Origin of the sequence: Luminiphilus syltensis NOR5-1B (genome assembly GCF_000158175.1) — a bacterium.
Classification (GTDB): domain Bacteria; phylum Pseudomonadota; class Gammaproteobacteria; order Pseudomonadales; family Halieaceae; genus Luminiphilus; species Luminiphilus syltensis.
Genome location: NZ_DS999411.1, coordinates 2,250,652 through 2,270,084 on the forward strand (window position 1 = coordinate 2,250,652; position 19,433 = coordinate 2,270,084).

The following is a 19,433-nucleotide window of genomic DNA, read 5'->3' on the forward strand; positions in this document are numbered from 1 at the left end:
GTATGATCGGGCGTCGGGGCCTGCTAATGGAGTATAAACACCATGGGAACACGTGAGACGAAGTCCAGGATTCTGGACGCCGCACTCGAGTTGTTCAATACATCAAGTACCTCAGACATTTCGGCGAACCGCGTTGCTGAGGCCGCCGGAATCAGCCGTGGCAATCTGCATTATCACTACGCCTCCAAAGAAGAGATTGTTCTCGATCTTTGGAATCGTATCGAGGCCGAGATGGGAGAATGGTCCAAGAACCCGATGTCGCCTACGCTGGAGAATATGGCGTTGATGGCCCTGCGGCAGTTTCGCCTGATATGGCGTTACCGATTTTTTTACCAGGAGCTCAACGTATTACTCGAGCGCGATACTGAGCTTCGATACCGGTTCACGCGCGCCCGACAAAAGCGCATGGAAGATGTCTTTGTGTTCTTCCGTCAACTCGCCAACGCTGGATTTCTGCGGTCCGACCTCAGCGACCGACAGCTTAGGCGGCTGATCAAGATTTCCTGGCTGGTATCCGATTTTTGGCTCAGCTTTGTTCGGGTCGAGGACGAGGTCATTGATATCGGAACGATGGAGGACGGATTCAAGCTGATAGTGCAACTGTTTGAACCAGTAATGACCGACAGGGGCAAGCGGGGGATACCCTTATCACTAAGGGCATTTTCGCTGGACCCTACCGATTTTACGCAACGCTCAGCGTAGCGCGGTTCCCGCCACCGGCAGCGACTGTCTATCGATCACCCGGCCGTTTTTCATCACCAGCTCGATGCTACGCGTGTTGGTGATGTCCTCTACGGGATTGGCAGTTAACAGCACCGCATCGGCCAGCTTACCGACCTCAATAGAGCCCATGTCGGTTTCGCGGCCCAAAAACTCCGCCCCGTTGAGGGTGGCGATACGGATAATATCTTTGGCGGGGATGCCCGCATCCGCCAGCAGTTTCATTTCATGATGTACCGCCGGCCCTATGGTCTGATCGGTACCGAGAACCAGAACACCCCCGGCGTTGTGAATAAGTGCCAGTCCTTCCTGCGCAATTGGCGTCATGATTTGCATCCACCACGTCCACTTCCGTTCCTGCCAGGCAGGGCGGGTCTCTGTCTTCAGCGTCTCGATTTCGTCCGCTGAAAGACTGGCCTGGTAGAGGGGTTGATCGAGGAAATCCGGACTCTCAGCGAGCCGAGAGTATCCCTCTCCAATAGCAAGAGTCGTTACCATCGGTATTTTCTTGGCGCCCATAAGACGTCCAAAAGCTTCGGTTGCAGGACCCTGGATAATCGGATGGGAGAGATTATCGATGCCTGCGAAAATCGCCTGACGAGCTCTTCGTTCGCTCGAGGTATGAACCGTTGTGCGAATGCCGTGGTCATTGTAGTACTCGATAACCTTCTGCATGAGGTCTACAGGCAGCAGGGGAATCATTGGCCGCGCACCCCAGCCGCGTTCCTCAAGTGTCAACTTCAGAATATCCGGCTTTCTGGCGATGTGGTCGTCGAGGGCTGCCTTGGCTTCAGGCCAGTCGTCGACGGGTGTATAACCGGGACCGCTGCCATGGCTTCCCGGGTAGGTGACAATACCTCCCGTAGCAAAGATTCGTGGCGACTCGATACTCCCACTACGCTCTTCGTCGCGAAGGGCGAAGATATAGTCTGGATTATTCCCCGAGTCATAAACGGCGGTCACACCGCTGTAGAGATAACTGGCCAATGCTGCGAGGCCTACCTGCCGATCGTTACCCGCTTCCCGAAGGCCCGTTTCCGTAACCGTCACACCGCCCTTCAGGTGAATGTGCATATCCATCAGTCCGGGAATCAGATAGCGGCCGGTTCCATCGATGCGCGTACCTTCCACACCTGCCAGGGTTTCCGCCGGGGCTATCTGACTGAACTTTCCGTCCTCCACGACAACACTGATGCCCGCCAGGGGATCCCTGCCAGTACCATCGATCAGCGTAACATTGTCGAAAATGACGGTGTCGGCTTGGGCGAGTGTGCAGAAAACAGCAGTGGCAGCCACCACCAGGCGAGCGCGTGTCTTTGAAAATAAGATCATTTTGCCTCTACCGCCTTAAAGACGTGTCCATCACGCATAACAAAATTCACATCCAGTACCGCGGAGATGTCTTCAAGCGGACTTTCGCTCATTGCCACCAGGTCGGCATACATACCCGGCGCAATGCTTCCCACGCCTTCAATGCCACCCGCCGTCGCCGCACGGACAGTACCGGCCATCAGGGCCTCCATGGGTGACATACCAATACCGACGTACTCGACAAATTCATTGGCATTCTCGCCGTGGGGCGAAACTCCGGAGTCGGTGCCCAGCGCGATATTCACACCCATGTTGTGTGCCATACGAGTCATATCTTTGGGCTGTCGACCCAGTGCCAATAGCTTCTCCATCACGGCGGGTGGCGCATCCTTGAACGGGCCTTGTTTCATTTTTTCGGGTGTATCGCCGACGTAGCTAATGGGATAAACGGTTGGAATAACAAATGCCCCTGTTTTCTTGAACAGCTTCATCGTGTCCTTGTCGGCCCACATGGAATGTTCGATGGAATCAAAGCCCGCGTTAAGTGCCGCCTCAATGCCGGGTTTGGCGTGGGCATGGGCGGTTACCTTTCTACCCAGCATATGCGCGGTGTTGGCAATGGCGACCAGCTCCTCGTGGGTAAACTGCTGCCCTGTACCCGCATTGGTATTGGACAACACTCCCCCCGTGGAGGTTACCTTAATCACGTCGGCCCCACGTTTAACCATTTGCCTTACGGCGCGCATACAGTCGTCCGCGCCATCGCAGGTGCCTGTTGCCGGTAGTGCGTTCGCCACTTCCTCCCGGTAGCCGTGGAAGTCACCGTGTCCTCCCGAGGGCGTAATGGCCGATCCGGCGACAAGAAGTCGGGGGCCGGGCACGATACCCTCGGCTATCGCATCGCGGAGCGCGAAAATCGAATAGCCCCTCGAGCCCAGGTCCCTGACGGTCGTGAAACCCGCCATCAGTGTTTTGTGCGCATTCTGCGCACCGATGAGCGCAAAATAGGCGTCGGGTTTACGAACGTAAAGGCCTCGAGCTCCCGCGTTGGCATAAGCACCCAGGTGCACATGCAGGTCAATAAAACCGGGCATGACAAACTGATTCGAGAGATCAATCACTCGGGTATCAGCGTCCAGCGACAGGCTTTCAGGCGTTACAAACCCCGAATGTACCGCCTTTATCTTCCCATCGTGTATTTCGACCGTCGCCTCTGACTGTGGCGAATCGCCTGGTATGGCGAGGAGGGTTCCGGCGTGTACGAGCGTGGCCTCAGCCAATGCGGGACCAGAAAAGCCGACTGCGGCTATCACGGCGAGACAGCCTCGAAGGAGCAACTTCATTTGACTTAGCATGGGTCTATCCCGTTATTAAAAGGTCTTCGTCAGATCGATACCGATGGTTCTCGGCATAGTCGTCCATTTAACGGTTAGCAAGGAATCTTCGGTCCTGACCCGGAGATCGCCGCGTTCATCAAACACATTTTCGACGTAAAGGGTTACGTTTAGCCCGTTATCGCGATCCATGACACCCGCCCTGAAATTGAAGAGCTCATAAGAATTCTGCTTCCGGTTGAAGCGGGACGTGGTATCGAGCTCAGAATCCGAGCCGCCTCGATGAACAAATTCACCGCGAATGAAGCCATCCCAGTCACCGCCCACCTCGAAGTTGTACTGCGCCATCGCGTTAGCGGTAAATTCCGGGACGAACGGCAGCTTGTCTCCTTTACGCCCCGGTGCCACGATTTGATCGCTGATTTGATCCTCCGACAGCTCGCGGGTAGGAAGCCATGCGAAACCGGCGGTCAGGTCCAGTTGATCGATCGGGCGCGCGTTAAGCTCAAATTCGAGCCCGAGCACTTCGGCCGCGCCGGCATTGCCAACAAATCCGAAAGCGCCCGTAGGGTCCTGGCCGGCGACCTGAATGTCAGACCAGTCAATATAGAAAGCGGCCAGGTTCAGATTCACCCTGCCGTCCGCCAATGTGGTTTTTGCGCCCAATTCATAGTTCCAGAGTTCGTCTGCTTCGTAACCCGGGGGAACCGCAACGACACCCTGGCCATTGGTGCCCCCGAGTCGGAATCCCTGAGACGCCAATCCATAGAACACATAATCATCGCTGGGGCTGTAGGACACCTGGAACTTCGAGATGGTCTTGTCTTCTTTAAACGCTCGCAGATCCGGCTCGGGCAGAAAGTTTTCTGGTGGAAAAAGTGCGAAGGGGAATAGTTGCAAACCATTATCGGTCTGCTCGGCCTCGAACCAGCGGAGTCCAGCCATGAGCTCCCATTGATCGTTGAGGGCATAAGTGACCTCACCAAATACGGCAATCTCTTCCATCTTACGTCTATTTTCACGGGCAAAAACGCATGGATTACATTCGTCAATTCCCTCTCCAGGGGCCCCGGAGATAAAGCCTGTCGGTGGCATGCCCGTGTCAATCAAGTCGCCGGTGATTTCATCGACTACGGGTACATAGCTGCGGAAATCAGAGGTGCGCTCGCGGTAAAAAACCCCGCCCATCCACTGGAATCGTGAATCGCTGGTTGAGTTCAGTCGCATCTCAAACGCTGTTTGTTCGACGTCCTGTGTCTGGTCGGTTAGCGCAGGAAACAAGTCCGCGCGGTTGGCGGGCGGATCATCCGGTGAAGTCGGTTCGGGGCGAACTCCAAGACGGAGGATGACCCAGGTCGAGTCCCGACGGAAATCGAAGCTTCGATCGTAGTAGGATCCTGCTGCCGTCAAGCTGACGTTATCAAAATCATAATTCAGGGTGAGGCTGTATATTTCCTGCTCATCGGGCATTTGCGTTCGGGCAAAATCACCATTAATCAGATCGCCAGTTTCGAAGAAAGCGACATTTCTAATATCCTCAAGGGGCTCCAGGTCGTTGTTCACAAAGTCGAGATTATCGGGGGAGTCTGAAAAAGAATCGTAGGGGTTGTAGCGATCAGTGCCACCGGCGTCCGTGTCCTGCATCCATGCCATCGCATCGATGGTCATGCGGTCATTGGGCTGAAAACGCAGCATGCCTCTAAAACCCTTGGTCTCGTACCAGTTGTAGTCTTCGCGATTTAGCCGGTTGTTATCGAGGTAACCGGGTTGATCATCGTAGTAACCGACAGCTCTGAACGATAGTTTGTCATCAATCAGTGGAACGTTGACCATGCCGTAAACGCTGCCACCCGTATCGCCCTCTTCAACGGTAGTGCCGCCGACTTGTATTTTGGCGCCGAATTCAGTCATATCAGGCTTGTTCAGAATAAAGCGCAGGGTTCCGATCTGGGAGTTGGCACCGAAGGTTGTGCCCTGTGGTCCTTTGAGGACCTCCACTCGGTCGAGATCAAAGAGTTTTAAATCGGTGGTTTGTGAACCGCTGTTGCCAGCTGCTCCCTGGATCCCCGGAAGCGGGATTTCATCGTAATAAACGGCAACCTGCTGCTGGCCGGCCGAACGCACGCCGCGCAATACGTATCGTTTTTGTCCGGCACCCTCATCAGAAAAGGTTAATCCCGGAACTTGATAAGCAAAAGAGTCGAAGTCCAGCGCGCGCATCTGCTGGAGTTGATCGGATCCGAACGCCGTGATTGTCGCTGGAACGTCCTGAAGTTTCTCGGCACCACGTTTCCGCGCAGTGACAACGATCTCTTCGAGAACGGTTGCCCCCTGCGCGAAGGTCGCCGTGGGCTGAGTCCAGCAAAGTGCAGCAATGGCGGAAGCAAGAGTAACGGGGACAAAGTTTTTGCGACTGAGGGGCTTGGACATAGGGGGAATTCCTCTGGGCTTTGGGTTCATGACGGAAATGCAGTGAGCGAATCCATCATCATGAGTCTTCAGCGACCGCGAATCTTTCAGGTGCAGGCACCAACAGCGGCGTTTCCAGAAAAATCAGGAAAAGCCTTTTTCATAATTGTTGGACAGAAGTTGTACTAATTACGGGTTTGTATCAAATTAAAATTAGGGCGCGCGTTCTAAACAGGTGCGAATGGCTGAAGACTTCGCCTGTATACTCGCTGTTTGGATTGCTACTTTGATGCGCAGCATAAAGGGCCGATAGAGACAGGGCTGGCTAACTCAGGCAGGGGGTCGTAACCCTTGTGGCGACCCTATGTGATTTTAGTGATTGCGGCGATTACAGCAGACAGTGCGCTTACGACTCACACGCGCGCTACCCCCACCACTGATGGATGGCAAGAGCACACGCGCGTCAGAAAGTTGTCCTGGGTGGTCAGTAATGACGCTCAGAACAAATGCTGAAGCGCTATGCTGAAAAGCGTAAACGATTCGTCGGAGTCATTGACGGAGCCCGTTGCGATGCTTACCTTCACTGCATTGCGTGACAAGACCGGAAATACCACACTCGCGCCGACGCGCATATCTCTCTGCAGATCATCCAATTGCACAGGGCCGATTTTGCTGCGACCACCGCGGTAGAAATTGGAGTCCAGAGACATCCAGAAGCCGGGCTTAAAGCGCCGAATCAGGTTGAGTTGAACGGCATAAATCGGATCCTGCTGGCGGCGGACACCGAGAAAGTCATCATTGTCGGTAAACACCCAGGCACTGGCCTTCGCTTCGACCAGCAATTTGTCGGTTATCGGACCGATAAAGCCCAACTCGCCGCGAGCGGCCCAGCGGTTGGCACCCACATTGATGACCCGATCGTTGTCATAGTCGCCAGTCGGTGCGACGACCTTCAAACTCGCGCCCAGAATCGGCTTGGGATCACGCCGCAAAGCCGCGAATTCCTCCTTATCCATGCTGGGTGCGCCAATCAGATTCACGGTAAGGGTCGCGGAAATATCGCCGAGGCCACTATAGTTTCTTTCTATATTCCCGATATCGGGCACATCCGCGGCTGTGGTGCCGTCGGAAAAGGGCGCTTCCAATACCAGATTGGCGGTCCGGCCGAGAAAGTTTATGGTCTGTAAATAACCCACGACAATAGTGGAGATCGATGAGTCCAGACCTGCTATCGGCAGTGACGGGTCCGGCACCACATCGCCCCTGGTGACGGCCAATCCCAGCGTGGCAACCTGCGTGCCCTTGGGTGCGGGCCAGTAAGTTCGAGGCGTAAGTTCCTGCGCTGACGTTGCCGCAGGAAATAGCGTCGCGGTCAGGCACGCAACGAAAAGTGCCCTGCTGAGCGTAAAGCAGGTCAAGTGTTGAGGAACCGACGCGTTTTCAAGTTATTGGGGTCCACTGGTTGCTTATGAAGCCGATTATGGGGTTTGGACTTCGACAAATACAGACCTTGTCGGAACTCCGAGCCTCGCTCTTACGGTTAAATCGCTGTGCGGTCAATCGGTGTGATAGCGGCTTTTACTATGCTGCTTGTTTCCAGGGAATCCAGACAAGCCAAGCACTACGAGAAATATGCTGTTTTATAGGGTTATTGGGGTGAGGCAAGAAAGACAGCATGCGTTTCCAAACGTTTGACGCCCTGGAAAATAAGTGGCCCCAAAAGGGCTGCTTGATTAGCGGCAGAACAAATGACAATCTCGATACATTGCGTCACTGGTAGCCGTACAGGCTGCATTGGGGGGAGCCACCATCGTCAAAACGCAGACTCAGGATGTCGACGCATCCGATTCGGCTAATTTCCAGAGCCTGGCCGTTCCGCGGCTTCGTTTTATTCCTTTTCGACGCTCAGAGCTTGTTCAGACTTTGCGCGATTCGCCCATTGGTGGTTTCCAGATTCCGCCTTCAGTCAGCGCGCGCTTCGAGGCCGGAGTCGCTCGAATCACTGAGGCGCTTTCAGCAGAATTTCATGCCGAGCGTCAGGCAATCAAAGATGCCTATGCGCCACTCGATCCCGACGCGGATACTCGCAGGATCAGTACTGAAGCCACGACGGATACGAGCTCTGAGCTGGGTGAGCGCCTCGTCCACATTCTCGATCGCGGCAACTATGAACGGATTACCGAAAAGGATTTGAAGCGGGCGTTCCGCAGCGCCTCGTTATTTCAAATTCGATTGCGTGTCGATATGCGTGATTTTGAGGAGGTGTTGTTGTTCGCCAGAGGCATTTCCCAGAAGGAAGAGACTGTTTCCCACCTGGCGGGGCTCTGGAAGCGGACGATCCGTTTTATCAACTATGATCGCGTGGTGCTCTTCTTGCGTTTCGCGGATCGCGGTGAGAAGGGTGATCCCGATTTACCGCCCGGCCGGGTAATGATCAAGCTGTTCCAGAATGTCCCCAATGCCGACCTGGAAATGTTATTCCCCAATACCCGTGTCGCCATGCGCTGGTCGGACCGATTGCTTATCGGTGTACCCGCGATAGTCAGTGGCGCTGCTGTTGCTTTTACAAAGCTCGGTGCCCCCTTGGTGTTGCTGGGTGCCTTACTGGGGTTTTGGCTGGGGCTACACACCGATCCGGTGTCGTTGGATCGTCAGGGCTTGCTTGTTATCGGCGCGGGCCTGGGCGCATTGGGTGCTTATCTGTGGAAGCAGATTTCGAACTATAGACATCGAAAGGCACGTTTTCGCCAGGCATTGACGCGAAATCTTTATTTTAAGCTATTGGATAACAACGCGGGAGTTCTGCTGCGCGTATTGGACGATGCGGAAGATTCAGAGTGCAAGGAGGCGTGGGTTGCGTACCGTTTTCTGTTGGCGAACCCCGATGGTGTCACCGAGCAGCAGCTTGATCAGCAGATTGAACGCTGGTTTGTTACCCAGTTGGGCGCGGAAATTGATTTTGAGATCGATGACGCACTGCGTAAGTTGGCGCGTTTGGGCCTTGCCCGTGAGGAGCAGCAGGTCTGGTGGGCCGCTGACAATAAGGTTAGTGAGCAGGGTGTTGAAAATCTGGCAGCCGATTGACTAGTAGGTGGGTAAATTTTCTGCAGTAGCAATCAGGCGTATTCGCAGGCCGCGCCGAAGACTTCATTTATTGGCGGGTGGTTGGGTAAGTGATACTTCGCTGGTTTCAAGGACTCTCATGGGAATAGGGCCGAGACTGGTGGATCCCACGGTATTGAAATTCTGGCGGCGCTTACTGTTTTTTGTTAATCAACCGTTTGCCTCGGCCGATTTTAAGCACCTTCGATACGCTGTTGCGCAGCGTATTGTCGAAATGACCTAGTAAACTCCGTAATGGCTGCTCGGGTCGACCAAGAAACGATGTCACGTGGAAGTAGTCGGTGGCGTCCGGCGAGACCTCAGAGAAGTAATAGTTCGAGACGCAGCATCGAGGTTGGTCGGCGATAACCTTGCTCACTGAGTGCCAGCTGGTCTTGTTGGTCTCCATAACGACCAACCGATTCCGATGCGAGACGACGGTGCGGGGGTGTGTCCTTGTCGTATCCCAGAGCTCAAAGTTACCACCGCGTTCGAGGCCCCAGTGTGGACTGACATAGAACAGCAGGTTCAGCCGGCGATAGCGATTGCGCTGGGCGTCGTGGCTGTTGTCGATATGCGGATTCAAATAGTCCCCCTGAAACATCATGGAGAGACCGCTCGCATATAAGTCGGGATCGGGCTCGATCCCCGGGAGTTCCAGTAACCCGGTAATCAGATCAACCACCCTTGGATTCTGAAACGCATAGGTGATATCCGAGAGAATGGGGGAGTACTGTGATAAATCGGTAGCTGTGCGTTTCTTTTCCCGAAAGCTTTGGCGATCGAAAAAGCCATCCCCATTTTTGGGAAAGGCGTTGTAGATGGCGTTGACATCGTCTTTGGTCAATACATCATCGAGCACAAAGTGGCGTGTCGTTGTGCCCTCCGGGTTATTCCACTGCTGCGAAATGCTGGCACTGCACTCGGTAAGACGATTAACGAGTGCGTCGCTGAAGTAGTCGATTTGGGTGTCGGCGTCCGCGCTCATGTTGGTTCGATGTTCTCTTGTATGAAGCTCAAAAGTTTACCGCTGTCAAAGCGCGAGTTTTGATGCCACTTATTGCACCAGAGTTGGCTCTGGGTCCGTGCTGTCAACACATGCCTATTCTGCTTTACGAGTAATAAAGACGGATTGTGAATTTTCCAGGACAGCGACTAGGATATTTCGCTTCTGGCTCGGATAAGGGTGGCCGGCTTTGGTGCGGCGAATTGGCGCAGGCGGCGGCCGCCTGCGCCTCGAGCACTCAGAACGCGTAAGAGATTCGCATACCATAGGTGCGTGGCATACCACCCCAGCGGGCAGAATCGAGCGTGCCCACGTCGGCGGCATAATCGAAGAACTCTTCGTCATTGAGGTTTTTGCCAAACACAGCGACCCTTAAATTACCTTCGGGGTTTACGTAAGCGAGGCTGGCGTCCAGCAGGCCAAAGGCCTCCTGTTGCAACCAGTGCTTGTTGTAAAGGTCCGTCATGTAATCGTCACGCCAGGAATAAGCGACTCGAGTAATAATCGATCCACCACTGCTCAGACCGAAATCGTAAGTACCCATGATGTTGTAGCTGAGTTCCGGTGTTTTCTGGAAATCCCAGGTTTTCGCCAAGGCATTATCCGCGGGATCAACCACACCATCCTGATTGGCATCGAAGAACTGGATGTCGGTGTACTCGGGATCGACAGTGCCAACGGAGGCATCGAGGCGCAGCCCGGTTGTTGGTTGCAGCGACAGTTCTGCTTCCCAGCCGCTGATTTCAGCCTCACCCGCATTGAAGTTGATCAAGCTGGCACCGCTGTTTTCGTCGGGATTGTTTACGAAAAGTATCAAATCATCGTACTCGGCAAGGTAGTAGGCCAGGTTGAAGCGGGCACGACCATCCCAGAATGTCGACTTGAAGCCGGCTTCGTAGGAATCAACCGTTTCCGGATCCGTGGGTCCAATGCCGTCGAGTGTCGTTGCGCGAGCGTTGAATACACCACTGGCAAAGCCCCGGGTGTAGCTTGCATACAACATGGTGTCTTCATTGATGTGGTAGGACACTGCGATCTTGGGTGAGATATCGTCCCAATCCTTTTGGTTCGATACGACATTGTCACAGGCGGAGAAGTCGAGTTCGCAGGTACCGAGAATACCAATATCGATTTCTTTATCTTCTTTGGTCCAACGAGCACCCGCTGTTAGCGTTAGTGCATCCGTAATCGACCAGTTCATTTCACCGAACACGCCGAGTGTGCTGTGCTGGGTTTCAGAAAACGTGGCCGCATTGAGTGTTACAAAGAAGTTTCGACGTTCACCAATCGTATATTCCTGATCGAAATAATTGACTCCGACCACGAAGTCGAAGTTATCAGAGAATGTCGACGAGTAGCGCACCTCAAGACTGGTTTGATCCTGAGTCTCCTTGTTATCGTTGAAGTGGAAGATGGTAAATGGGGTGCCGTCAAAATCGGTGCTGCTGTTGTACTCCACATCACGCCACCCGGCGATGGTGGTTACCACACCGTGATCAAGGTTCCAGTTGGCGTCGAGGGTCAATGACTTGGTTTCAACTTCGGTGTAACCAATCAGGTCATGATTGATGTCGTATTTGTCTTCGGGTGGTTGGTAACCAAAGGACGTCTGAGCAAGAAACTGGCTGCCTTCGCCGCAAACTATATCCCGGTTATCCACGCCGGGAATCGGAACACAATTATGTGCCACGTTCTGCGAGTTGGCGCTTCCCGCATCATTCTTCTGGTATTCGCCAATTAGCGTTAAATTTAAATCCTCGGTCGCTTGCCAGCTGACGATCGGTCGTAGAATCAGCAAATCCATTCCTACTTTATCCCCGGTGCCTGTTTCTGGCATGCCCGCGGGGTTAATACTGGTGTCGACGGTACCGCCGTTATTATCCTCAAAAAAGCCATCGCGATCGGCCTTGATGATCGCCAGTTTGCCGTTGACCGAATCGCTGATCGGGCCCTCTATGCTGCCATTGAAGGTCAAGGCGTTATAGTTTCCGGCCTCGACCTCTACCTGGGCGGCGAACTCATCTCCGGGGCGTTTTGTTTTCAGTAGCACCGCGCCGCCGGTCACGTTTCTCCCCAGCAGAGTACCTTGCGGACCGCGAAGTACTTCTACCGCTTCCAGATCAAAGGTGCTGGCGAGGGCGCCGGCGTTGTAGCCAAGGTAAACACCGTCTACAAAAATTCCCACTTTGGGGTCGTTGGTCCGGGTGGAACCATTGACGCCCATGCCGCGGATAAAAAAATTGGGATAACTGGCGTAGGTGCCGACATTGTTGAGTTCGGCGTTGGCGACCATTTTGCCGACATCGACCAGATCGACACTAAAGGCATCTTTCAGCATGCCCTCATTGAAGGTCATTACCGAAGTCGGTATGTCCTGGGTGGATTGCTCGCGGGCCACCTTCTGCGAGATGACGATAACTTCTTCGAGCTCCTTGGCTTGGGTCGTCGCGGCCGCCATTGCTATAACACTGGCTGCGATCAATGTAGGCGTTGTCTTGAGATCAGTTTTCTTTTTCATTTTCTGCCCTTTTTATATTTTTCGGGTGTGTGCCTTTAAAATGAATATCGGAAATGGTCGTCCAGATTTACTGTCTGCCATCATTGATTTAGTCGATAAAGATCCCCCTGAAATTTCGGACATCTGAGTCTACGATTATTTTGAATGCAATTCAAAACTGTCATCGAACGGCTACCCTCCAGGTCTGATTCGCTCCAGGGCCCCGAGATTTCTCTCTGGATAGGCGGTGAGCGCGTGATGTCCTGATTCTGATACGGGAAATCAGAGACGGCTTTTGGTGGGCCGGGTAATAATAAGGACACAGTGAGTATTCTTCGGGTATCCATGGAAGTCGGAGGCCAGAAACGCATAGCGTAGTTTCAAAGAGGGCTTGACCGATCGGTCAGGGTTCGGCGGAAGGGGGTATGAGCTGAACTCAGCTATCGACCTGATACTGCTCCCACAGGCGTGTTCGCTCCCGCAGGGGATCGGTCAGCACATTTTCGCGTGCGCTATGGACCTCCCTCGCCGTGATCGGTGCAAAGTCGCTCGATAGGTTCGGGGCGTTCAGTTCGGTCAGGATATAGTTGAGAACGTCGGCGAGTTCGGCATCACTGATTGGCGCCTGGGAGGACCCAGGTACACGAGCGAGATAAGCCCTTCCATCGCTGAAGTCAGTGATCTGTGTGATCTCTCCAATCAGCGTCGGTACTTCTGGCGGTGAGCCCTGTCCATCCGCCAAATGACAGCCCGCACAATGCAGGAGATAGTTGAATCGTGCTTTGTCGGCCCACGCGGTCGATCCAAGCAGGAAAAGTAGTGCGAACACTGCGCCGCGACACAACGGTTTTCCCATAGCGATCAGTCTATCTCCGCCTCACCCAGAACGAGTGAAACCGTGCAGTGATACGCCTGCGACTCGGTACCGAAGCACCACAGAATATCGTTACTCTTGGCTGGAAAATAAACGGGTTTGTCGCGTTCGGTACGATGACAAACACACCGTTCACAATAGGATTTACCACAGCAATCGTTATAGGAGATTAAATAGTCCTTACCATCCGCAGGATTGTGGCAGGTGCCGATCCAGCTGATGGGAGAGGGCTCGGACCCGGGTGGGCAGGTCGTTGCACTACCTCCGCAGCAGGAGCACAGTGAGCCTCCGAGTGCACAGTAGCGCCAATAGTCACAACTCTGGGGATCGCCGATTTCCGAGACTGCAGCGAGGTCCTGTGGCGGTTCATTGCCAAAGGCCCGCCGGACCGGTAGCAGCGGGAAGAAGCTTGCTCCCGCCAACATCAAGCCGAGTTTTCCCAAAAAACTGCGTCGGGAGGTTCGTTGGGCGACGCGACGTGCCGCCTCACTCATCCGCTGATCGAGTCGTTGAGAAAGTCGGGCCAGATCGAGAGGTTTCGTCATTTAATCACCCTGTGTGTTGTTCAGAGACTGTTGTGTGCGGTTCAAAAACTTCAGGCTCATCGGGATGGTTGATGGCCATGTAGTCCTGAATTGAGTCGATACCGGTTCGCATCGCCTCGAGTAAGCTTTCGAGATGCTCGCGGGTATTCACAAGGCCCTTGGCGGCGAGGGCGCCCTGGTCGTCAATTAAGACCGCAAAAGGCAGCTTGCTGACCGCAAAACCAATTCCCAGGGGTTGGGAAACCACGTAAGGGTAGCGTTCGATACCGAGCTTTTGCGCGTAAGCCTGGTGTGCACTGATATCAGCGCCATCGCTGGCAAAAATCAGGTCAAAATTATCTTCCCGGGCAACGGCTCGCGCCACTGGCACCAGCGCTTTGCAAACCGGGCAGGTGGGTGAAATGAACAGGAGCATTTGCTTTGTCGCTCGCGTCGTATCACCGATAGTTACCCGTTGGTTGTCGATGGTGTCGTAAGTTGCTGCCTCCACGCGCTCCCCGATTTTCGGACCGTTTGTCGGCGTTAGCGCCCCCGCCGGTGCGATTCGCTCGTGCAGGAGACCAATTTGTCGGGTCAGTGCGAGTACCAGAATACCCAGGCCAAGAACCGCCAGCCAGAGAATGATGTGAGATATCCAAAGAAGACTGTCCATCACGCGCTGCCTCGGCGCCAGTTGGCGAGGCTCATGGCGTTCTTCAGAAGCTGCTGTCCCGCGAGGTAAAACACCACGAGTAAAAGGGTCGCCCCTGCCGCAACGATGTAATCGAGCCCGCTCAGTGGTCGGTCACCAGGGGCGATCACCACCGTCAGGGCCACTACTGCAAGGGCAAGATTCCTGACCACCAGGGCAGTTGACAGCCCTCCGGAGGGCGCGAAGCTGCAGCCGCAGTCGATATGGGTGCGGCCTCGCCATAGATTTATCGCCATGCCGGCCGCATACAGGGTGAGCAAAGCAGCACTCGCAGCCGCAGACCACATCAATAGTGTGGTGCCCTGACTACCGCCCAAGGAGAGCAGCCATCCTCCGGCTATGCCGAGTTCGAGCAGTGGAAGAGAGACTGCGATCACGGCGAGGGTCCACGGCGGAACAATCTGGTATTCCGACACAATCATTCGAAAAGCGGATAGATTATTGAGCTTCTCGAGGGCGCCGGAGGCAAACAGTAACGCGAAGGCGATCGATACGATAAGGGGAACTATAGGATCCACGATCTAAAAACCCTGAAGGATCGCGGCTTCCTCGCCGGGTTCCTCGATCCGCCGAATCAATTTCAGTGTCATCGCATCGTAAATATCGATCTGGTTATTGATGTCGGAGGTGATGAGTAACGGCTTCTCGTCCTGGGTTAGGTATAGATTCATTACCGGTATCTCCAGAGGCAATCGCGCGATACGGCGCTGGGCCTTAAGATCGAACACCCAGATCTCCGTGCCCGGATCTTCGTGGGTATCGATGTCGCCCTGGTGCATCAGCGTGTAGAAGATGCTTTTGTTGGCTGTGAGCCCCATAATCTGCCAGCCGCCGAGCTTCCAGTCCTCAGCAGCCTCGGCCGTAGTGACAACCCGCCAGGGTTCTGAAATTTCGATCTGATCGGCCCGCACGTGCACGGTGTAGACCAGGCCCTCAAAGGAGCTCAGCAACCAGCCATCGCCGAAAGGAAGCACTCGGTCAAAGATCGGATCGTCGTCGATATCAAAAAACGGGCGACTGCGAAAACGAGTGACTTCATTGCCATCAGCGTCCAGACGAATTAACTGAAGTCTGCCATCGCCACACAGCTGGAGGAATGCGTTTTCGGGTACCGGCAGCATCATGGCACAGCCGGGGGTCGAAATTTCTGCCACAAATTTTTGTGCCTCGACATCGACGATGCTTATCGACTGCGCGGGTGTCAGGTTGAACACCGCGAGATGGCGCTCATCATCCATTAGCGCCGAGAATTGTCGGTGTGGGAACGCGGCTATTTTGTTGGGCACGGGTATTTCAGCGACTGGCGCCAGGTCCTCGATGCTATAGATCGTCACCACGTCGGTGCGCTCTCCACGATCGCTACGGGAGTAATAACTTTCAGCGGCGTAAATAACGCCCTTTTCCGGGTGGGGTTCGATGACCGGTGTGTAGGGCGTCAATGTCAGTCGACCCAGCATCTCGCCGGTGGAGGCGTCGAAAAGATTGGTGCCCCCCATGTACGCTTTGATAAAAACCCAGGTAGGCGTGGGTTCTCCGAGTTTTGCAACGGAAATGGTTTCGGGTTTGACACCGGCGTGGGCAAGCGATGCCATTAACAGCGCCATCAGAACGGCAAGCCGTTGAATCATTGGTGGCTCTCCATTGGGATTATGGGGCGTCTCGTGCTCGAGAAGGCAAGTAGTGTCCCTGATTTGCGCTGGACGGTCCAGTGAGTGGGTCCTGTGCTCGCCTAAAAGCCGTGATTGCACTGTTAATCGAGCGATGACAACCCGTCGATAATCCGTTTTTCCAAGGGCACCGCAATAACCTGAGCACAGCTTTCAGTTGGCTTCAAAGTAGTCATTCAATCGATGTCGCTTCGGGTAATCGATTGCGCCTACAGCGGACGTTGTCGCTCGATGCCAAAGGCCGGTCCAGGTGGCTTTATTCTGCACTCGTGCGGTTGATGTAATCCCGCTGGCCTTAGCTATTTTCGAAATAATCGAACGCTTTTGTGGCGGAATTTATGGCGTTAATGCACGCAGGAACCCCGGCATAGACGGCGACCTGAAGGGCGATTTCGACAATTTCTTCCCGTGTCACCCCTGCACTCATTGCGGCGCGCATATGAAAATCCAATTGGTCGGGCGCGGTACCCATGGCAGAGAGCATCGCAATCGTCAGCATTTCACGGGTACGAAGATCGATGCCTTGGCGCGCAATCACGTCGGTAAACGCAAAGCCCAAAATAATCTCGCTGGCACCGGGGCAAAAGTTCTCCAATTTAGTCTTCACTTTATCGGCGGTTGAGGGAGCGAGTTGCTCCAATAATTGCATCGCTCCCGGTAAGGGGTCCGCTTCTCGGGTCATTGCGTTTTACCTCGCAAGCTTGACGGTCTGTTTATCGGGCATTTGCATGGTCAAGCCTCGATTCCATGGCTGCTGGGATTGGGCATAGCCAGATCGTCTAGTCTATGGGCACAATAGCGCGGACGTTATCATCAGCCCCGGACGCCTGCCCCTCTGCGACGGGTGCGGCGGATTGGCGCCACATGAGACTTCTGACCTGACCGTAGGCAATGGGGCGCGGGGATAGCTCCACGACCAGACGCATACCGTCGCTAAAATAAGGATCGCCGACGTGATTGTAGGCCGGGTCCTCCATGGTTGCCGCTTGTGCCCCCTCGACAAAGCCAAAGGCATTGACGAAGCCGCCTGCGAGCAGGGTTTGCAGAAGGTACTCCCGCGCCTGATCCACCTCGGGGTCGATCACGTGGGTGGTGATGGTGGGAGACTTTGGCGTCAGTTTAATACCGATATCACGACTGATCTGGCCGACCCAGACGTGTTGTCCGCGGTAGGTGAATGGCGCCATCCACAACCGCATATGGTTTCGCTGGGATATTCCTGCACGAGCACGCTGCAGTGCAAAATCCTGTTTACGGCCGAAGGTATCCAGTGAGCTGACCGGAGACACCGGATAGCTTTTATCTGAAATTGAGGCACCAACGACTTTTAATACCGTGCCCGGGGTGATGCGATGGGTAAACGACCAGCCCACGCGGGAGAGCGAATTCAACACATCCGCTGAATCGCCAATGATCGCTATATTTAGCGGGTCAGCCGGCGTCTGATCATCGGGCGCCATGGAACAACAGGGTAGGGCGCTGAGGCGGGCTCGAAGTTCGTCTTCGTTCAGGTCGGGGAGTTTCACACCCGGATAGGTGTTTTCCGGATCCAGAAGTTCGTAATCAAATAATCCATCGGGAAGCGGTAGCGCAAAGCCAAATCGAAACTCAAGATCCCGATTGTCCGATGGGTCGCCACCTTTCTTCTGATTGAGACGTCGTTTTTCCGCCTCATAAGCATCCTCGAGCAGGCGAACATCGACGTAGCGTCCGCCCACGGCGCGGGGAGCAAAGACAAAACCCTCGACCACGGTCTTAGGCTCGATTCGCAGCCGCATGGATTCATCCCGGAGTCGCTGCTGAGCACGGGGTAAATCATCATCGGAGATCGAGGAGTCCGCCATACGGGCGATCTCATCGGCGGGGAAGAAGTCCGGATCCAGCGCAGCGCGAAGAAGCCAGAGTCTCATCCCAGAGCCATTGCGTACGTTCAGCCAAATCGCCTGGATATCGTAGCGGCCAAGATCAATGCCGAAATGTGCCTTTGCCTGATCATCGTCGAGGATGGCAACGGATACCGTGATGTTATCCTGGGTTTGCGTGCGTACATCGTGCAGCTGATTCGGGATAGTCAGCTCGCTATAGCTCCAACTGGTACAGCCCGAAACGACAGCGAGTAGCACGAGCCAGTGAAACTTCGCCAGGCGTTGCAGGATTGCAGTAATGCTATTCAAGGTCATGTTTTGATGCCTCTGCTCGTTGTTCGAGGTCGGTCACCACAAAATCCGCGATGGCAAGCCACAGGCGTGTTCGGGGATAACCATTGGTTACCAGGACATCTCCCAGGGGGATAGCGTCAGTTTCAACGGGGATGGCTACCGCCCAATGATCAGCATTGGCATAACCCAATAGCGTTGAACCGGGTAGAAGCTGATCCCAATAGAGCAGCGCACCATCATTGACAGGGTGAAGCGCGCCCAGTAATTCGTAACTGGAGCGGAGCGCTCGCGAAACCCGCTCGGGCTCGGGAGTGGTGACCAGCGAGTAGGCCGGGATGGAAAGCGGCAGGTGGTCGGCCATCCACGCGTGCCGGCGGGCCGGGCGCAGGCTCTCGAGTGCATCTCCCCGGCTACTCGAACAATCCCCATACGGACTGTATCGTATCGCCGCTATCGTCGAGGCGGAAGTGTGCTCGGCGATGGGTGAGCCGCCGATCGCGCCGGCAATCGATACAAACGCCGCCGTATTCGCCAGCACGTCGGGATACCGTTCAAGAGCCACCAATGCATCCGGTGCTCCTTTGGAATAGCCGATTAATATGAAAGGACGTTTGTCGTCACCGCCCATTAGTGCGCGTAAGGTCGTATCGATGATTTCGGCATTACGCGGGGTGCTCGATAATCCCTGAATTGGAATTATCGTCGTGTCATAACCGAACTCCTCAAGATGTAGCGTGGGGAGATCAGTCTCGTCGACAAGCCCACGGAGACAGTCCCAGGCGGTTCCTGGAACGAAGGCAATCCGATAGCGTGATCGCTTGTCGGTTTTGACCTCTAGAGGGACCACCTCGTCAGCTTCACCGCGAAAGCGCCGGAGTGCTGAACTGCACTGTTCACTGGAGGCTGATGTCATCTCCTCCTCCCGACAAAACAGTTCACGAAATTCGGCGCGAGCATCCCGAACGCCCGCGAGTGCTGCAGGAGCCAGTGTCAGCGGCGCATAAAGGGAAGTGTCGACGGCCGGTGGACTTTGGCCGCATCCCGAAATGCCAAACAGAACTGCCGCAATGAAAAGAACCAGAGGGCATTTTGTGTACCTCTGATTGGGCATGGAGCGC

At 54.6% G+C, this 19,433-nt stretch carries 16 protein-coding genes; 2 read left to right on the forward strand and 14 right to left on the reverse strand.

Features of this window, described 5'->3' with window-relative positions; translation table 11 throughout:
- Window positions 1-42 precede the first annotated feature (42 nt).
- Window positions 43-702, forward strand: a complete 660-nt coding sequence (locus NOR51B_RS15020) for a TetR/AcrR family transcriptional regulator (RefSeq protein WP_050759459.1) — start codon at window positions 43-45, stop codon at window positions 700-702.
- Here the strand turns inward: NOR51B_RS15020 and NOR51B_RS10155 are convergent.
- The 4 genes from NOR51B_RS10155 to NOR51B_RS10170 all read right to left on the reverse strand — a co-directional run bounded on the left by NOR51B_RS10155 (window position 694) and on the right by NOR51B_RS10170 (window position 7,192).
- Entirely contained in the window at window positions 694-2,052 is a 1,359-nt protein-coding gene (locus NOR51B_RS10155; RefSeq protein WP_009020560.1) for an amidohydrolase family protein, read from the reverse strand. The two genes, NOR51B_RS15020 and NOR51B_RS10155, sit on opposite strands and share 9 nt — an antisense overlap.
- A complete protein-coding gene (locus NOR51B_RS10160; protein WP_081443943.1) occupies window positions 2,049-3,386 on the reverse strand; it encodes a metal-dependent hydrolase family protein in 1,338 nt (445 codons plus the stop codon). Before NOR51B_RS10160 ends, NOR51B_RS10155 begins: the two co-directional genes overlap by 4 nt.
- A gap of 15 nt (window positions 3,387-3,401) precedes the next feature.
- Window positions 3,402-5,795, reverse strand: a complete 2,394-nt coding sequence (locus NOR51B_RS10165) for a TonB-dependent receptor (protein ID WP_009021693.1) — start codon at window positions 5,793-5,795, stop codon at window positions 3,402-3,404.
- 476 nt (window positions 5,796-6,271) lie between these two features.
- The gene (locus NOR51B_RS10170) at window positions 6,272-7,192 is read right to left on the reverse strand and encodes a transporter (protein WP_009020397.1); all 921 of its coding nucleotides are present in this window, start codon (window positions 7,190-7,192) and stop codon (window positions 6,272-6,274) included.
- Between the two features lie 505 nt (window positions 7,193-7,697).
- On the opposite strand from NOR51B_RS10170, the gene NOR51B_RS10175 reads away from it, so the two are divergent.
- On the forward strand, window positions 7,698-8,858 hold the full coding sequence (locus tag NOR51B_RS10175) for a TMEM143 family protein (protein WP_230198449.1): 1,161 nt from the start codon (window positions 7,698-7,700) through the stop codon (window positions 8,856-8,858).
- A 172-nt stretch (window positions 8,859-9,030) separates the two neighbouring features.
- Here NOR51B_RS10175 and NOR51B_RS10180 read toward each other — a convergent pair whose 3' ends face one another.
- The 10 genes from NOR51B_RS10180 to NOR51B_RS10225 form a co-directional block, all read right to left on the reverse strand.
- On the reverse strand, window positions 9,031-9,864 hold the full coding sequence (locus NOR51B_RS10180; protein ID WP_009021632.1) for a 2OG-Fe(II) oxygenase: 834 nt from the start codon (window positions 9,862-9,864) through the stop codon (window positions 9,031-9,033).
- A gap of 256 nt (window positions 9,865-10,120) precedes the next feature.
- Window positions 10,121-12,400, reverse strand: a complete 2,280-nt coding sequence (locus NOR51B_RS10185; RefSeq protein ID WP_009020764.1) for a TonB-dependent receptor — start codon at window positions 12,398-12,400, stop codon at window positions 10,121-10,123.
- A 415-nt stretch (window positions 12,401-12,815) separates the two neighbouring features.
- Entirely contained in the window at window positions 12,816-13,235 is a 420-nt protein-coding gene (locus NOR51B_RS10190) for a c-type cytochrome (protein ID WP_009020141.1), read from the reverse strand.
- 5 nt (window positions 13,236-13,240) lie between these two features.
- The gene (locus NOR51B_RS10195; RefSeq protein ID WP_009019968.1) at window positions 13,241-13,798 is read right to left on the reverse strand and encodes a methylamine dehydrogenase light chain; all 558 of its coding nucleotides are present in this window, start codon (window positions 13,796-13,798) and stop codon (window positions 13,241-13,243) included.
- A gap of 4 nt (window positions 13,799-13,802) precedes the next feature.
- The gene (locus NOR51B_RS10200; RefSeq protein ID WP_009020564.1) at window positions 13,803-14,450 is read right to left on the reverse strand and encodes a thioredoxin domain-containing protein; all 648 of its coding nucleotides are present in this window, start codon (window positions 14,448-14,450) and stop codon (window positions 13,803-13,805) included.
- Window positions 14,450-15,007 carry a MauE/DoxX family redox-associated membrane protein gene (locus NOR51B_RS15025; RefSeq protein ID WP_009019874.1) on the reverse strand — a complete coding sequence of 186 codons (558 nt, stop codon included), beginning with the start codon at window positions 15,005-15,007 and terminating at the stop codon, window positions 14,450-14,452. Before NOR51B_RS15025 ends, NOR51B_RS10200 begins: the two co-directional genes overlap by 1 nt.
- A 3-nt stretch (window positions 15,008-15,010) precedes the next feature.
- Window positions 15,011-16,117 carry an amine dehydrogenase large subunit gene (locus tag NOR51B_RS10210; protein WP_009019097.1) on the reverse strand — a complete coding sequence of 369 codons (1,107 nt, stop codon included), beginning with the start codon at window positions 16,115-16,117 and terminating at the stop codon, window positions 15,011-15,013.
- Window positions 16,118-16,451: 334 nt separating this feature from the next.
- A complete protein-coding gene (locus NOR51B_RS10215) occupies window positions 16,452-16,838 on the reverse strand; it encodes a carboxymuconolactone decarboxylase family protein (protein ID WP_040482014.1) in 387 nt (128 codons plus the stop codon).
- Window positions 16,839-16,935: 97 nt separating this feature from the next.
- Window positions 16,936-18,336 carry an LssY C-terminal domain-containing protein gene (locus NOR51B_RS10220; protein ID WP_009020640.1) on the reverse strand — a complete coding sequence of 467 codons (1,401 nt, stop codon included), beginning with the start codon at window positions 18,334-18,336 and terminating at the stop codon, window positions 16,936-16,938.
- Window positions 18,323-19,228, reverse strand: coding sequence for a lipase family protein (locus NOR51B_RS10225; RefSeq protein ID WP_154647660.1), 906 nt, complete (start codon window positions 19,226-19,228; stop codon window positions 18,323-18,325). Before NOR51B_RS10225 ends, NOR51B_RS10220 begins: the two co-directional genes overlap by 14 nt.
- Between the last annotated feature and the right edge of the window lie 205 nt (window positions 19,229-19,433).

Excerpts from the sequence above, each read along its gene's own strand:
- NOR51B_RS10165 (WP_009021693.1), bottom strand. The coding sequence starts at position 5,795 with ATGTCCAAGCCCCTCAGTCGCAAAAACTTTGTCCCCGTTACTCTTGCT.
- NOR51B_RS10200 (WP_009020564.1), bottom strand. The coding sequence starts at position 14,450 with ATGGACAGTCTTCTTTGGATATCTCACATCATTCTCTGGCTGGCGGTT.
- NOR51B_RS10180 (WP_009021632.1), bottom strand. The coding sequence starts at position 9,864 with ATGAGCGCGGACGCCGACACCCAAATCGACTACTTCAGCGACGCACTC.
- NOR51B_RS15020 (WP_050759459.1), top strand. The coding sequence starts at position 43 with ATGGGAACACGTGAGACGAAGTCCAGGATTCTGGACGCCGCACTCGAG.
- NOR51B_RS10185 (WP_009020764.1), bottom strand. The coding sequence starts at position 12,400 with ATGAAAAAGAAAACTGATCTCAAGACAACGCCTACATTGATCGCAGCC.
- NOR51B_RS10160 (WP_081443943.1), bottom strand. The coding sequence starts at position 3,386 with ATGCTAAGTCAAATGAAGTTGCTCCTTCGAGGCTGTCTCGCCGTGATA.
- NOR51B_RS10155 (WP_009020560.1), bottom strand. The coding sequence starts at position 2,052 with ATGATCTTATTTTCAAAGACACGCGCTCGCCTGGTGGTGGCTGCCACT.
- NOR51B_RS10195 (WP_009019968.1), bottom strand. The coding sequence starts at position 13,798 with ATGACGAAACCTCTCGATCTGGCCCGACTTTCTCAACGACTCGATCAG.
- NOR51B_RS10190 (WP_009020141.1), bottom strand. The coding sequence starts at position 13,235 with ATGGGAAAACCGTTGTGTCGCGGCGCAGTGTTCGCACTACTTTTCCTG.
- NOR51B_RS10210 (WP_009019097.1), bottom strand. The coding sequence starts at position 16,117 with ATGATTCAACGGCTTGCCGTTCTGATGGCGCTGTTAATGGCATCGCTT.
- NOR51B_RS10220 (WP_009020640.1), bottom strand. The coding sequence starts at position 18,336 with ATGACCTTGAATAGCATTACTGCAATCCTGCAACGCCTGGCGAAGTTT.
- NOR51B_RS10215 (WP_040482014.1), bottom strand. The coding sequence starts at position 16,838 with ATGACCCGAGAAGCGGACCCCTTACCGGGAGCGATGCAATTATTGGAG.
- NOR51B_RS10225 (WP_154647660.1), bottom strand. The coding sequence starts at position 19,228 with ATGACATCAGCCTCCAGTGAACAGTGCAGTTCAGCACTCCGGCGCTTT.